Origin of the sequence: Bradyrhizobium septentrionale, from assembly GCF_011516645.4 — a bacterium.
Taxonomy (GTDB): Bacteria; Pseudomonadota; Alphaproteobacteria; order Rhizobiales; family Xanthobacteraceae; genus Bradyrhizobium; species Bradyrhizobium septentrionale.
Map to the genome: position 1 here is coordinate 2,038,976 of NZ_CP088285.1, position 14,830 is coordinate 2,053,805.

10 protein-coding genes are annotated in these 14,830 nt (G+C 64.4%); 8 read left to right on the forward strand and 2 right to left on the reverse strand.

Annotation, left to right across the window (positions count from 1 at the left end):
* Window positions 1-411: 411 nt before the first annotated feature.
* Both HAP48_RS11585 and HAP48_RS11590 read left to right on the forward strand, forming a co-directional pair.
* Window positions 412-1,503 (forward strand): peptidoglycan-binding protein, encoded by a 1,092-nt coding sequence (locus tag HAP48_RS11585; protein ID WP_166213683.1) that lies wholly within the window; start codon window positions 412-414, stop codon window positions 1,501-1,503.
* A gap of 574 nt (window positions 1,504-2,077) precedes the next feature.
* Complete coding sequence (locus tag HAP48_RS11590; RefSeq protein WP_166213682.1) at window positions 2,078-3,505, forward strand: hypothetical protein; 1,428 nt, start codon at window positions 2,078-2,080, stop codon at window positions 3,503-3,505.
* Between the two features lie 42 nt (window positions 3,506-3,547).
* On the opposite strand, the gene HAP48_RS50000 is transcribed toward HAP48_RS11590, so the two are convergent.
* Window positions 3,548-3,673 carry a hypothetical protein gene (locus HAP48_RS50000; protein WP_275949043.1) on the reverse strand — a complete coding sequence of 42 codons (126 nt, stop codon included), beginning with the start codon at window positions 3,671-3,673 and terminating at the stop codon, window positions 3,548-3,550.
* 101 nt (window positions 3,674-3,774) lie between these two features.
* On the opposite strand from HAP48_RS50000, the gene HAP48_RS11595 reads away from it, so the two are divergent.
* The 6 genes from HAP48_RS11595 (at window position 3,775) to HAP48_RS11620 (ending at window position 13,791) form a co-directional block, all read left to right on the forward strand.
* Window positions 3,775-4,095, forward strand: coding sequence for a hypothetical protein (locus HAP48_RS11595; RefSeq protein ID WP_029079854.1), 321 nt, complete (start codon window positions 3,775-3,777; stop codon window positions 4,093-4,095).
* 229 nt (window positions 4,096-4,324) lie between these two features.
* Window positions 4,325-5,059 carry an outer membrane protein gene (locus HAP48_RS11600; protein WP_166213681.1) on the forward strand — a complete coding sequence of 245 codons (735 nt, stop codon included), beginning with the start codon at window positions 4,325-4,327 and terminating at the stop codon, window positions 5,057-5,059.
* Between the two features lie 238 nt (window positions 5,060-5,297).
* Complete coding sequence (locus tag HAP48_RS11605; RefSeq protein ID WP_166213680.1) at window positions 5,298-7,442, forward strand: methyl-accepting chemotaxis protein; 2,145 nt, start codon at window positions 5,298-5,300, stop codon at window positions 7,440-7,442.
* A gap of 241 nt (window positions 7,443-7,683) precedes the next feature.
* The gene (locus HAP48_RS11610; RefSeq protein WP_166213679.1) at window positions 7,684-8,748 is read left to right on the forward strand and encodes an MBL fold metallo-hydrolase; all 1,065 of its coding nucleotides are present in this window, start codon (window positions 7,684-7,686) and stop codon (window positions 8,746-8,748) included.
* Window positions 8,749-8,938: 190 nt separating this feature from the next.
* On the forward strand, window positions 8,939-10,168 hold the full coding sequence (gene hemA / locus HAP48_RS11615) for a 5-aminolevulinate synthase (protein ID WP_029079858.1): 1,230 nt from the start codon (window positions 8,939-8,941) through the stop codon (window positions 10,166-10,168).
* A gap of 113 nt (window positions 10,169-10,281) precedes the next feature.
* Complete coding sequence (locus tag HAP48_RS11620; RefSeq protein WP_166213678.1) at window positions 10,282-13,791, forward strand: PAS domain-containing hybrid sensor histidine kinase/response regulator; 3,510 nt, start codon at window positions 10,282-10,284, stop codon at window positions 13,789-13,791.
* Window positions 13,792-13,969: 178 nt separating this feature from the next.
* Here the strand turns inward: HAP48_RS11620 and HAP48_RS11625 are convergent, their stop codons facing one another.
* Entirely contained in the window at window positions 13,970-14,644 is a 675-nt protein-coding gene (locus tag HAP48_RS11625; RefSeq protein WP_166213677.1) for a response regulator, read from the reverse strand.
* Between the last annotated feature and the right edge of the window lie 186 nt (window positions 14,645-14,830).

Here is a 14,830-nt window from a genome sequence, read left to right on the forward strand (position 1 = left end):
TTCGGCTTCGGAAATGCGCTTCATTCGCCGTCGTCCTCAATCGGCTAAGTAAGACGTCGGACGCTATCCATCGTCTCGACTGATCGATTTGAAGAAGAACGCGGAGGGCGAATTCTTCTTTTTCGATCGACTTCCCGTTCGCAGAAGTGTTTGTCGACGTCCTCATTACAGAGGGAAAATAGGCGCTGGGTTGCGGCGACGGCGGCCTTGTCGCCTGCTTCCGGCGCGGCTTCGACTACACCGCAGTCGGCGGCCCTGAGCACGCGGCAGACTGCGCTACGCACCCGCCAGCACGACAAGCTCAGGTCGAGCAAAGTTGCCACATGGACTTGCAGGCGAATTTGTGTAGACCGGTAGAGCCGGTGCAGTTCGACTTGAGAACTGGGCCGGCATCGCCTTGGGGCACAGCCAATGGGACGCTTGCGTTGCTACTGTTTTGATCAGAGCTGCCGCGCGACCGCTCCCCGCGTCGAACCGGATAATCAGGTCGCCTTGCCCGTCGTGGTCGGCCGTTCCGTGGGGCAGGGCGGGGCCAACGTCCGCAACGATGTTCTCACCATCCAGCAGGCACTGAATGCGGTCGGCACCAGTCAGGGCGGCCCGACGCCACGCCTCGCAACGGATGGCTTGGTGGGCCCGTTGACGCGCGCGGCGATCGGCAGGTTCCAGAAGCAGAACATCAGTTTCGTCGATTTCCGCATCGACCCGAACGGGCCGACGATTCAGGCGCTCAATCGCATTTTACGCGCCTCGTTGCCAATCCTGGCGAGCGGATCATCGAGATCGCTTGCGCCCCGCAGCGGTGTCGGCCAGGTTGCGCCGCCGGCACCGACCTTCACCGTCACGGATGAGATGATGGAGCAGATGTTCGATGACACCTTGCCCATCTCGCGGGCCTGCGTGAAGAGCGCGCTGCGCACGCTGACCGCGGCGAAAGTAATGGGCACAATCGAATCTCCGGCCCAGACGCTCGTGCGCAAGCACTTCGCGGTTCTGCTCAGCGATCCGCCGCCGCCGGATTTTGTGCTGATCGAGCGCACCTTTCGCGCCATCGATCGCGAGCTGTCGGTCGCCGCCCTGAGTCCCGCTACGACTTTCATTAAGTTCCCGTTTACGCTCTCCTTTAACGAGATGGCGGAATCCCGCACGCTGGCGCTCGCGATTTCGAACGGCGTCACCATGCGCGGCGAGACCGTTCAGCTCGACCGGACGAATGGCACATCCGCCACGCTGCGGGCGGATGCGGTGGTGATCGCGCCGGTCTATTTCTTCGCGTCGAGCGACCTGCAGATCGGCACGCTCATCCACGAACTCGCGCATTTCGTGGGGCGGCCGGATGGCCATCCCGATTGCATCGACGATCCGCCGGACAGGTCATCGAGCGATGCCTCCCTCGCACGGTTGCCGCCGGATAGGCGGCCGCGCATCGCGGAGTTCTACGCGCTGTTCGCCTTCGAGGCACATTTCGGACGCAGCATGTTCCGCGTGCTACTCCAGTTCTGAGGCGGGCTGGCTCGCTTTGCTATCCCAATAAGATTCAAACTGCGACACCACCGACCCATCCACCCAAAAACCTCACGCTCTTCGACACGCCCTTGCCTCCTCATGTCCATTGCCGGCTGAGGCTTGTCAGCGGCCTGATCCATCTGGAGAGCAGTTCCCGGGTGCGCTATACTGTAAAAATTGGCCGGTACTATCCGCCGCGCGCCGCCAGGCATTTCGTGAGCAGATGCACGACGGCATGGTGCGTCAGATCATTGGCGGAGACCGCGAAGTGAGCGCTGGCATCCACGCAATGCAGACCATCATCCCGCACGGGCAATTGGGCTTGCTATCGCCCCTCGGTTGCGCTTGCATGGGTTGCATGCCAAGGACGCGACGAATGTCTGGTAAGCGAGCACCCGAGCCCAGCGGAACTTCAAACCTCAGGAACTTGGCTCGCACCAGTGTGGCGCCCGGGAGGCACCAGCGAGAGCGCATGTCAAGTTCGCAAATTTGGTGAGCGGAGACCGCGCGGAAGTTGAGAGAATCAGATTATTCACGTCCAACTGCTTGACCACCACGACGAGAAACCAGAGTGCAATCCCCCCGCTACAACATTCTGCTGCTGTGCGCCGCAGCCGCCCTGAGAACCAATACGGTATCGGACCATATCCGAGCGTTTCGCCAATACAGCCAGCATAAATATACGATCGTGGATCCGCTGGCGTTCGATGCGATCGGACCAGATCTGGATGCCTTTGACTGCCTGGTATTTCACTATTCCGTCGTGATCTCGATGGAGAACTATGTTCCCGCCTCGCTCCGTGACAAGATCAGGCACTTCAAAGGGGTCAAGGTCGCGTTCATTCAAGACGAGTATCGATTTATCGATCGTCAAAATGCTGCATTGGCCGATCTGCAGATCGGAGCGATTTTTACCGTTACGAACTCGGACGTCACCAGAAAAATCTATCGGGACACGTTCTTCGACAAGATACGTTTCGAGCATACTTTGACGGGATTTGTACCCGAGCATCTGTTGACGATGGACGTGCCGAATTATTCGGAACGTCCGCTCGACGTTTCGTATCGCGCACGCAAGGCTCCGCCTTGGTACGGATACTTCGCCGAGGAAAAATGGCGAATAGCCGACAGATTTGCCGCTGATGCAGCGCAGTACAATCTGGTCTGCGACATCGACACGAGCGAAACGTCCCGAATCTACGGCGGCTCCTGGGTCGACTTCATTGCGAGCTCGAAGGCCGTTTTGGGGACGGAGAGCGGGGTCAGTTTCATCGATTTCACCGGGGACGCCCAAATCCAGGTGGAACGCTTCTGCGCCGAAAATCCCGATGTGTCCCACGAGGTGGTGAGACAGAAATTTCTGGGAGACGACGACGGCAAGATCGTTATCCGGGTGGTTTCTCCCCGCATTTTCGAAGCTGCCGCGCTTCGTACTCTGATGATCCTCTATGAAGGTGAGTATTCAGGTGCGGTAAAGCCGTGGGATCATTATGTCCCGCTCAACCGCGACCACAGCAACATGGCGGAGGTGGTCTCGGTCATACGAAATCCTTCGAAGGCGCAATCCATCATCGATCGTGCGTTTCACGAAGTCGCGCTGTCTCCGGCGTGGACTTTCAAGCGAATGGTCGAGCGATTTGACAAAGTCGTCGACGACGAAGCGCAACGGGTTGAGCTTGCGCGCAATGCGATTCCCGGGGCGCTCGATCCCCTGGAACTCGCCATCAGCACGCGCGGACTGGAGCTGACCGCACGCGGCCGATATCTGGAAGAACATGTTCTCCCCGTCTACAACAAGCTGATAGAAGACCATCAAGGGCTGGCCAACGCCTACGAAAGGCTGGCCACTGACCACCAAAGGTTGGCCACGGACTTCCAACGGCTGGCCATGGATCAACAGAGCCTGGCCAACATGTCCATCAAACGCTTTGCCTATACTTGGCTTCGGCGAACCCTCGGTTCCGTCAAGAGAAAATTGACATCGCCCCTCGGCAACTGAGGACTGTCTACGGCAGAAAGTGCCCTCGTCGGGTTCGCAGGATCAATGCGCGAGCAGCACGCCCACTGCACCGATTGTCAGCACGACGTAGAACGCGAACACACTGCCGACCCATTTCCAATCGATGTGTCCGTGTTCGGGGCTGAGGCTTTCGATGATGCCGTGCACGATGGTTTCCTTTAGAAGTCGCATGCGCGGCGTATAGCCCGCACCCCGAGCACGTCATGTGACTCACTTCACACTTTGCGATCGCGGAGCGGACTTAAAGCGTGACCGGCCCAGAACTGAAGAAATTGCGCAAACATCTCGGCGAGGCGCTTGGCCGCGAGCTGACCGCGGCCGACATGGCGAAGCTGTGCGGATTGCCGGCTGCCGGCGGCGCCGAGAAGCTCCGCAAATGGGAGGTCACCGGCCCGACCCCGAAGGTCGCCGCGCTGCTGCGCGTGCTGGCGATGGCGAGCGAGCACTATCCGATCCTGGAGAAGTTCGACGTGTTCGATCGCCACGACGTCCCCGTCAAGGATCGCGCCGCGCGCCGCCAGGCGTTCCGCGAGCAGATGCGCGACGACGTGCGCAAGCGACTTGGTTAGCAAGCGGCTTGATTGACAGCAGGCGGGCGTCGCACGCGCCGCGTTAAGCCTTCCTTCATTCCGGCTTAAGCGTTCGTTAGGCACAACAAAACGTTTCGCCGCAAAGGCGGCGACTTAACGCTCCGAGCGGTCTTCCGGTGACAGCATTTTATTCAAATGCGGTCTATCTCGCCGGCCATGGACGGCGCCATGTCGCTGCGCCTCCACGACTTGTCCGGAGACTGACCACATGAAGAAGATCCTGCTTGCAACCGCAGCCGCTGTCGCAGCCTTGAGCGCGACCGCTCAGGCGGCCGACCTCAACCGCGGCTATTATCAGAAGGCGCCCGCGCCCGTTTACGCCGCTCCGCTCTACAACTGGACCGGCTTCTATCTCGGCGGCCATCTCGGCGGCGTGTTCTCACAGAACAACACATTCAACGGCCTCGCGCTGTCGGACTCCAGCGCCCGCTTCATGGGCGGCGTGCAGGGCGGCTACGACTGGCAGCTGTCGCCGATGTGGGTGATCGGCCTTGAAGGCCAGTATTCCTGGGTCGGCAACCACCAGCTCAACGCGATCTTCCCGGGCGGCTATGTCTACAACAACAACCAGCGCGGCATCGCATCGATCACCGGCCGCGTCGGCTACACCTGGGGCCCGGGCCTGATCTATGTGAAGGGCGGGTACGCCTATTCCGACAACAACGAGACGGTGACGCTGGGCGGCGCGCCGGTCGGCTTCGCGCTCACCGACAACCACAGCAACGGCTGGACGATCGGCGGCGGCGCCGAATACATGTTCGCGCCGAACTGGTCGGCCAAGGTCGAGTACCAGTACTACGACTTCGGCGACAGCCGCTTCACCGCGCCGGCCGCGCTGGTGCCGTTCGGCAGCTTCCACAATGACGAGCACACCGTGAAGGCCGGGCTCAACTACCGCTTCAATCTCGGCAACCTCGGCGGCCCCGGCTACGCGCGCTACTGAGACCACGATCCACAACCATGAGTGGAAAGGCCGGCTCGCGCCGGCCTTTTTGCGTCCGGTCGCGTGCATCGATTCCGCACAGCGAACCAAGCCAGTGCTCGCGCACGACCGCCCTGAAAAATCCGGCGTATCGTCGCAATTTTCCCGATTTTGTTAACCCGCCGCACTGATACTCCCGCGCCGGGGAAACATCCAGGAGTAGTGGCCAAGAGTAGGTGGCCACGGGGGCACGGGGGCAATGGCGTTTCGGTTCAAGCTCGGCAAACTCAATCTCAAGCGCATCGGCCTGCCGCAGATGGGCGTCAGGGGCAGCCTGTTCGCGGCATTCGCCGTGATCGCGGGCATGGCGCTTGTGATCAGCGCAGGCGCCGGCATCGTGCTGCATCAGCTCGGCGGCACCATGACCGATCTCAGCGGGCGCGACATTCCGCGGCTTGCCGCAAGCCTGCAACTGTCAGCGCAGAGCGCCTCGCTCGCGGCCCAAGGTCCCGGCCTGCTCGCCGTGCAGACCGAAGATGCACTCAACGATCGCACCAAGAAGGTGAAGGAGGTCGCGCAGGCGACCCGCGCCAAGCTCGGCGAGATCATCGAGCTCGGCGCCGACAAATCCGTCGTCAGCGCGCTGCAGGAGAACGTCAAGAACACCGACGAGGCCACCAACAGCCTGATCTCGGCGGCGCGCGAGCGGCTCGAGGTCGGCGCTCTGCGCGACAAGCAGTACAGTGCGCTGCGCAAGGCGCAGACGGCATTCGTCTCCGCCGCGAGCCCCGCGATGCTCGACGCGCAGACGAGACTCAACGCCATCCTCGGCGCGGCCGACGTGTCCGCCGATGATGCCACCGAGGCGGCCCGAACCGTCGGCCAGATCAGCAACGTGCTCGCCGCCGGCAATCTGATGGCCGCCGACATGACCGCCGCGCTGTCGGCCAATTCCAGCGAGACGCTCGATGCGATCGAGGCCGAGTTCAAGAACGGGCGCGAACGCATCAAGTCCAACCTCGAGGACCTGCCGAACAATCCGGCGATCGTCGCGGTGCGCGACACGGCCGAGAGGCTGCTCGTGCTCGGCGAAGGCAAGACCGGCGTGTTCAAGATCCGCCAGAAGGAGCTCGACGCGATCGATTACGGCCAGACCATTTTGGAAGAAACGCGCAAGCTTAATGTCGGGCTTGGCATCAGCGTGCAGCAGCTGGTCGAGGCCGTGCAGAAGGAGACCGACAGCTCGACCTTCCAGGCGCGGCAGCAGATCTCGCTCGCGACCATGGTGATGATCGCGCTCGGCGCGCTGACGCTGGTCGGCTCGTTCCTGTTCGTCTGGCTCTATGTCGGGCGCAACATCCTGCGCCGCATCCGCGGCCTGCAGCGTTCGATGCAGCTGTTGTCCGACGGCGACCTCGACACCGAGATCCCGCAGAGCCGGCAGCGCGACGAGATCGCGGTCATGGCCGACGCGCTGCAGGTGTTCCGCGAGAGCATGATCGAGGGCCGCGAGCTCACGGCAAACCAGAACAAGGACCGCACCGCCAAGGCGGAGCGCACCACGCGCATGGAAGCGCAGATCGTCACCTTCGAGTCCAATGTCCGCAGCGCGCTCGGCAGCCTGCAGACCGCGGCGAACTCGATGCAGTCGACCGCGCAGAGCATGTCGGCGACCGCCGACCAGTCGAGCGCATTGGTCAATGCAGTGGCCTCGGCCGCGGAGGAGACCTCGGTCAACGTGCAGACGGTGTCGGCCGGCACCGAGGAGCTGTCGTCGTCGATCTCGGAGATCGGCCGCCAGGTCGTCACCTCGGCGGAGATCGCCCGCAAGGCGGTGGAGGAAGCCAGCGCCACCGACAGCACGATGCAGGGCCTTGCCGACAACGCCGCGCGGATCAGCGTCGTGGTCGACCTGATCCAGACCATCGCCTCGCAGACCAACCTCCTGGCGCTCAACGCCACCATCGAGGCGGCGCGCGCCGGCGAGGCCGGCCGCGGCTTTGCCGTGGTCGCCTCCGAGGTCAAGAACCTGGCGAGCCAGACCGCCAAGGCGACCGAGGAAATCCGCCAGCAGATCGTCAGCATGCAGGAGGTGACGACCACGGCTGTTACCGCGATCCGCAACATCTCGAGCACGATCGGCGAGATCAACGACGTCACCACCGCGATCGCCGCCGCCGTCGAGGAACAGGGCGCGGCGACCCGCGAGATCGCCCGCAACATCCAGCACGCCGCCGGCGGCACCAGCGAGGTGTCGAGCAACATCGTCGGCGTCTCGACCGCCTCGGCCGAAGCCGGCGCCGCCGCCGGCGAGGTCCTGAGCGCCTCCGACGCGCTGCGCCGCGAGGCCGACGTGCTGCGCTCGGAGATCGACGGTTTCCTGTCGAACATCCGCGCGGCGTAATCACTCCTGTCATTCCGGGGCGGTCCGCTGGACCGAACCCGGAATCTCGAGATTCCCCGATGCGCAATTGCGCACCTGAGGTTCGATGCTGACGCATCGCCCCGGAATGACGGGCGCACATTCGCGCGGCCGCTGCGCTTGATCCGGGCTACGGAATTCCAGCTCCGGATCACCCCATTCTCCGGACGACTATCTGATTTTTCGGCTGGCGCGGCGGGCAATGTGCCGCTAAGCCGATAGCATGCATACGAGGACCGACAGCCTGCCCTCCTCGGCGGAGGCATTGCGATACCCCTGGGAGAACCATCCCGGCCACGATCAGGTCGTGGAGCTCGCCCCCGGCGTGCTGTGGGCGCGGCTGAAGCTGCCGTTCCGCCTCAACCATGTGAACGTCTATCTGCTCGCCGACGGCGACGGCTGGACCATGGTGGATGCCGGCTTCGGCAATGAGGAATCGATCGCGGCCTGGACCACGCTGTTCGAGGGACCGCTGAAGCACGTCAAGGTCACGCGGCTGATCGTGACCCATTCCCACCCCGACCATGTCGGTCTCGCCGGCTGGATCACCGAGCGCTTCGGCTGCCCGCTGTTCATGTCGCAGGTGGAGTATCTGCAGTCGGTCTATCACCAAAACCGCGGCACCGAGGAACGGCGCAACGCGCAGCGGCTGTTCTTCCGCCGCCACGGCATGGACGAGGACCTGACCGAAAAACTGCTCGGCCGCGGCCAGGACTATCTGAAGCGCGTCTCGGTGCTGCCACCGTCCTATCACCGCCTCACCCATGGCGACGAGGTCGTGATCGGCACACGGCGCTTCAAGGTGATCACCGGCGGCGGACACGCGCTCGACCAGGTGATGCTGTACTGCGCGGCCGACAAATTATTCCTGTCCGCCGACCAGGTGCTGAGCAAGATCTCGCCCAATGTCAGCGTCTGGGCCGTCGAGCCCGAGCAGAATTCGCTCGGCGAATATCTGGCATCGCTGGCGAGCCTGACCACCACCCTGCCCTATGACGTGATGGTGCTGCCCGGCCACGGCGTGCCGTTCTACGGGCTGAAGACCCGGATCAAGCAGCTCGCCGATCACCATGAGGAGCGCTGCCGGCTGATCGCCGAGGCCTGCCGCGAGGTGCCGCAGACCTCCAAGGAGCTGGTGCCCGTGGTGTTCCACAAGCACGTGCTGGACGAGCACCAGATGGGTTTTGCCGCCGGCGAACTGGTTGCCCATGTCAACTACATGCTGGTCGAAGGCCGGCTGACGGCCGAGATGGCCGCCGACGGCATGCTGCGCTTCAGGACGACCTGAGCGCCCGGCCCCGGGGCGGCCATGCCGCCTCCCGGCGATTTGACCGAAATCAAGGCGGACAGAGCCCGCTAGGGCAATTTGCCCAACTGCGGCGCATGCCCAGATGTGAGCCAATGCATGGACATTAGAGCTGGAAAAGCTCTAAGAAGAGGCACGTTTTCCGGTCAGGTTCCGCTTTCTGGGTTCGCCGATGAATTACAGCCAGTTTTTCCAAACCGCCCTCAACCGCCTGCATGACGAGCGGCGCTACCGGGTGTTCGCCGACCTCGAGCGGATCGCGGGACGCTTCCCGCACGCGACCTGGCATTCGCCGAAGGGCAGCCGTAACGTCGTGATCTGGTGCTCCAACGACTATCTCGGCATGGGCCAGCACCCCAAGGTGGTCGGCGCCATGGTCGAGACCGCGACCCGGGTCGGGACCGGCGCCGGCGGCACCCGCAACATCGCCGGCACCCACCATCCGCTGGTGCAGCTAGAGGCCGAGCTCGCCGACCTCCACGGCAAGGAAGCCTCGCTGCTGTTCACCTCGGGCTATGTCTCGAACCAGACCGGCATCTCGACGCTCGCCAAGCTGATCCCGAACTGCCTGATCCTGTCGGACGCGCTGAACCACAATTCGATGATCGAAGGCGTCCGGCAGGCCGGCTGCGAGCGCCAGATCTTCCGCCACAACGACGTCGCCCATCTCGAAGAGCTGCTGATCGCCGCCGGCCCCGACCGGCCGAAGCTGATCGTCTGCGAGAGCCTTTATTCGATGGACGGCGACGTCGCGCCGCTCGCCAAGATCTGCGATCTCGCCGAGAAATACGGCGCCATGACCTATGTCGACGAGGTGCATGCGGTCGGCATGTACGGCCCGCGCGGCGGCGGCATTGCCGAGCGTGACGGCGTGATGCACCGGATCGACGTGCTCGAAGGCACCCTGGCCAAGGCGTTCGGCTGCCTCGGCGGCTATATCGCCGGCCGCGCCGAGATCATCGATGCGGTGCGCTCCTACGCGCCGGGCTTCATCTTCACCACCGCGCTGCCGCCGGCGATCTGCTCGGCTGCGACGGCCGCGATCCGCCATCTCAAGACCTCGAACTGGGAGCGCGAGCGCCACCAGGACCGCGCCGCCCGCACCAAGGCGATCCTGACCGCCGCCGGGCTGCCGGTGATGTCGAGCGACACCCATATCGTGCCGCTGTTCGTCGGCGATCCCGAGAAGTGCAAGCGCGCCTCCGACCTGCTGCTCGAGGACCACGGCATCTACATCCAGCCGATCAACTATCCGACGGTCGCCAAGGGCACCGAGCGGCTGCGCATCACGCCCTCGCCCTACCATGACGACGGCCTGATCGACGCGCTGGCCGAGGCCCTGCTCCAGGTCTGGGACCGGCTCGGCCTGCCGCTGCGCCAGAAGTCGCTGGCCGCCGAGTAACCCTATCCTTCTCCGACCCCGAATTTGGGCCGGTCGTGCGATGCGCGGCCGGCCCTTTGCGTTATAATCGGGGCAACCGGCCCGTTCTTGGCCGGGACAGGAGATAGGCAGCGATGCTGCACGACTGGGGCGTCATCGCCACGGCGTTCGCCTACATCGGATTGTTGTTCTTCATTGCCAGCCGCGGCGACCGGACGTCGCCGGGCGCGCGCGGCCGTGCCAGCCAGTGGATCTATCCGCTGTCGCTGGCGATCTACTGCACCTCCTGGACCTTCTTCGGCTCGGTCGGCTTCGCCACCCGCACCAGCATCGACTTCCTGGCGATCTATGTCGGCCCGATCGTGATGATCGGGCTGTGCACGCCGCTGCTGCGCCGCGTGATCGCGCTCGCCAAGTCGCAGAACATCACCTCGATTGCCGACTTCATCGGCGCCCGCTACGGCAAGAGCCAGGCGGTCGCGGCCACCGTGGCGCTGATCGCGATCATCGGCTCGGTGCCCTACATCGCGCTGCAACTCAAGGCGATGGCGTCGTCGCTGGAGACCATCCTGAGCGAGGACCAGGCGTTCTCGAAGATCCCGATCATCGGCGACATCGCGCTGATGGTAACCTTGGCGATGGCGGTGTTCGCGGTGCTGTTCGGCACCCGCCACACCGACGCCACCGAGCACCAGCACGGCCTGATCCTGGCGATCGCCGCCGAATCCATCGTCAAGCTGGTCGCCTTCATCGCCGCCGGCGCCTTCGTCACCTTCTGGATGTTCTCTCCGGTCGAGCTCTATGAGCGCGCCCTGAAGACGCCGGAGGCGGTGCGCGCGATCGAATACGTGCCGTCGATCGGCAATTTCCTGATCATGACGCTGCTGTCGTTCTGCGCGGTCATGCTGTTGCCGCGCCAGTTCCACGTCAGCGTGGTGGAGAATTCCACCAGCGCCGAGGTCAGCCGGGCGCGCTGGCTGTTCCCGCTCTACCTCGTCGCGATCAACCTGTTCGTGATTCCGATCGCGATCGCGGGCCTTGTCATCTTCCCGTTCGGCGCGGTCGATGCCGACATGTTCGTGCTGGCGCTGCCGATCGAGGGCAATTCGCAGCTGCTCAGCCTCGCCGTCTTCGTCGGCGGACTGTCGGCGGCGACCGCGATGGTGATCGTCGAATGCGTCGCGCTCTCGATCATGGTCTCCAACGACATCGTGCTGCCGCTGGTGCTGCCGCGCAGCGACGACATCAGCGCCGGCCAGAAGGATTTCGGCGATTTCCTGCTGAAGGCGCGCCGCTTCTCGATCTTCGCCATCATGGTGCTGGCGTATTTCTACTATCGCGCGCTCGGCAACACCCAGCTGGTCGCGATCGGCCTATTGTCGTTTGCCGCGATCACCCAGCTGGCGCCGGCCTTCTTCGGCGGCCTGTTCTGGCGGCGCGCCACCGCGCGCGGCGCCATGGCGGGCATGCTGGTCGGCTTCGCGACATGGCTCTACACGCTGTTCATCCCGAGCTTCCTGGAGACCTCGACCACCGGCCTGATGCTGCTGCAGCATGGACCGTTCGGGATCGAGGCGCTGCGGCCACAGGCCTTGTTCGGCGCCGACCTGCCGCCGCTGCTGCACGGCGTGCTGTGGAGCCTCGCGCTCAACATCCTGACCTATGTCCTGTTCTCGCTGGCGCGCGCGCCGTCCGCGATCGAGCTGTTGCAGGCCGATGTGTTCGTGCCCAACGCGCTGGCGCCGATCGCGCCAAGCTTCCGGCGCTGGCGCACCACGGTGACGGTGCAGGACATCCAGAGCACGGTGACGCAATATCTCGGTCCCGACCGCACCCGCGAGGCCTTCGCCTCGTTCGCGGCCGACCGCAATATCATGCTGCAGACCTCGGCGCCGGCCGATTTCGAGCTGCTGCAGCATGCCGAGCGGCTGATCGCCTCCTCGATCGGGGCCGCGTCCTCGCGCCTCGTGATGTCGCTGCTGTTGCAGCGGCGCACGGTGTCGGCCAAGGCCGCGCTGAAGCTGCTCGACGATTCCCACGCCGCGCTGCACTTCAACCGCGAGATCCTGCAGACCGCGCTCAATCATGTGCGCCAGGGCATCGCGGTGTTCGACGCCGATTTGCAGCTGATCTGTTCCAACCGCCAGTTCTCCGAATTGCTCGGGCTGCCGCCGCATCTGGTGCAGCTCGGCATCCCGCTGCCCGAGATCCTCGAATTCATGGGGGCGATCAGTCCGCCGCCGGCGGGCGACAGCGACGGCCTGTTGCAGCTGCGGCTGCGCGCCTACACCACCGAGGGCGAGCCCTATCTGGAACGCTTCACCGACCGCCATCTGGTGATCGAGGTGCGCGCCAACCGGATGCCGGGCGGCGGGCTCGTCATCACCTTCTCCGACGTCACGCCGAGCTTCGAGGCCGCCGAGGCGCTGGAGCGCGCCAATGCGACGCTGGAAAAGCGCGTGCGCGACCGCACCGAGGAGCTGACGCGGCTGAACTCGGAGCTCGCGCTCGCCAAGGGCGTCGCGGAAGACGCCAACGCCTCCAAGACGCGCTTCCTGGCGGCGGCCAGCCACGACATCCTGCAGCCGCTCAATGCGGCGCGGCTCTACGTCACGAGCCTGGTCGAGCGCCAGAACGGCGGCGAGGATTCACGGCTGGTCGAGAACATCGACGACTCGCTGGAAGCGATCGAGGACATCCTGGGCGCGCTGCTCGACATCTCCAGGCTCGACGCCGGTGCCATGACGCCGGCGATCACGAGCTTCCGGATGGCGGACCTGATGCGCTCGCTGGAGATCGAGTTCATGCCGATCGCCCGCGACAAGGGCCTCGATCTGCGCTTCGTGGCCTGCTCGCTGCCGGTCGAATCCGATCGTTCGCTGCTGCGCCGGCTGCTGCAGAACTTCATCTCTAACGCCATCAAATATACCCCGCGCGGCCGCGTGCTGATCGGCTGCCGCCGCCGCGACGATAAGCTGCAGGTCAGCATCTTCGACACCGGCGTCGGTATCCCCGTGCAGAAGCGCGGCGAGATCTTCAAGGAATTCCACCGCCTCGAGCAGGGCGCCCGCATCGCCCGCGGCCTCGGCCTCGGCCTGTCGATCGTCGAGCGGCTGGCGCGCGTGCTCAATCACCGCATCGCGATCTCGGCCAATCTGAGCGGCGGCTCGGCATTCTCGGTCACGGTGCCGGTCGCGACCGCGGTCAATCATACCGCGGCGGTCACCAGCGCCACACCGCTGTCGAAGACGCCGATGAGCGGTTCGTTGATCGTCTGCATCGAGAACGATCCCGCCATTCTCGACGGCATGAAGACGCTGCTGACGGCGTGGGACGCCGAGGTGATCGCGGTGCTCGATGCCGACGGCGCGATCAGTGCGATCGAGGCCGCCGGCAGCCGCGTCACCGGCGTGCTGGTCGACTACCATCTCGACCGCGGCAACGGCGTCGCCGCGATCCGCGAGATCCGCCGCCGCTTCGGCGACGGCATTCCGGCGATCCTGATCACCGCCGACCGCAGCCCGGCGGTGCGCGCCGCCGCGCGCGAGGAGAACATCGCGGTGCTGAACAAGCCGGTCAAACCGGCCTCGCTGCGCGCCCTGCTCGGACAGTGGCGGACGCAACAGATGGTGGCGGCGGAATAGGCTCAACACATTCACCGTCATTCCGGGGCGCGCCAAAGGCGCGAGCCCGGAATCCATTCCGCCACAAATCTCGCGGCCTGATGGATTCCAGGTTCGGGCCGCGCATGCGCGCTGGCCCGGTGACGTCGCCCTCAGGTGCGCAATTGCGCACCGGGGAATGACGATCGGTCCTGGAAATTTACGTCGACGGCGTGCCCTGGCGCCACTGGCCGCCGGCGATCTTGGCGGCGGCGATCACGGCTTGGGTGCGGCTTTCGACGCCGAGCTTCTGCAGGATGGCCGAGACATGGGCCTTGATGGTCGCCTCGGAGACGCCGAGCTCGTAGGCGATCTGCTTGTTGAGCAGCCCCTCGGACAGCATCATCAGCACCCGCACCTGCTGCGGGGTCAGCGTCACCAGGCGGTCGCGCAGCCGGGTCATGTCGGGATCGCCGCCAGCCGACAGATCGGTGTCCGGCGGAACCCAGACGTCGCCTTCCATCACCTTCATGATGGCATCGCGCAGCGTCTCGACGCCGAAGCGCTTGGGGATGAAACCGGAGGCGCCGAAGTCGAGCGAGCGGCGGATGGTTCCGGCATCGTCGCTGGCGGAGACGATGACGACCGGGATCGCCGGATATTGCGCCCGCAGATAGATCAGGCCGGAGAAGCCGCTGATCCCCGGCATGCTCAGATCGAGCAGAATCAGGTCGACCTCGGAGTCCCGCTCCAGGAGCGCGGTCAGATCCTCGAACGATCCGGCCTCGCTGATCGTGGCCGAACTCACGACGCTCGACACCGCCTGACGCAACGCATCGCGGAACAGCGGATGGTCGTCGGCGATGACAAGATGAGTATTGGCTGCAGCAGTCATCTCAGTCCCACTAGCGGATTTCGGCAAACCCGCGCCGTTCGGTTGTCGCCCGCGCGGCAGTATCACGCAAGGGCTCGATAATACCAGATGCCAACGCAGTTAACCCGCTCAGCTTGTGCGCCGCAATAGACGCACGCGGCGGCATTCCATCTCGGCCTTCCGCCACAAGATAGGTTCAATCCTGAA

What these genes read in the sequence shown, in the direction of transcription:
- HAP48_RS11585 (WP_166213683.1), top strand. Translation starts at nt 412, where the DNA reads ATGGGACGCTTGCGTTGCTACTGTTTTGATCAGAGCTGCCGCGCGACC.
- HAP48_RS11600 (WP_166213681.1), top strand. Translation starts at nt 4,325, where the DNA reads ATGAAGAAGATCCTGCTTGCAACCGCAGCCGCTGTCGCAGCCTTGAGC.
- HAP48_RS11605 (WP_166213680.1), top strand. Translation starts at nt 5,298, where the DNA reads ATGGCGTTTCGGTTCAAGCTCGGCAAACTCAATCTCAAGCGCATCGGC.
- HAP48_RS11610 (WP_166213679.1), top strand. Translation starts at nt 7,684, where the DNA reads ATGCATACGAGGACCGACAGCCTGCCCTCCTCGGCGGAGGCATTGCGA.
- hemA (WP_029079858.1), top strand. Translation starts at nt 8,939, where the DNA reads ATGAATTACAGCCAGTTTTTCCAAACCGCCCTCAACCGCCTGCATGAC.
- HAP48_RS11620 (WP_166213678.1), top strand. Translation starts at nt 10,282, where the DNA reads ATGCTGCACGACTGGGGCGTCATCGCCACGGCGTTCGCCTACATCGGA.
- HAP48_RS11625 (WP_166213677.1), bottom strand. Translation starts at nt 14,644, where the DNA reads ATGACTGCTGCAGCCAATACTCATCTTGTCATCGCCGACGACCATCCG.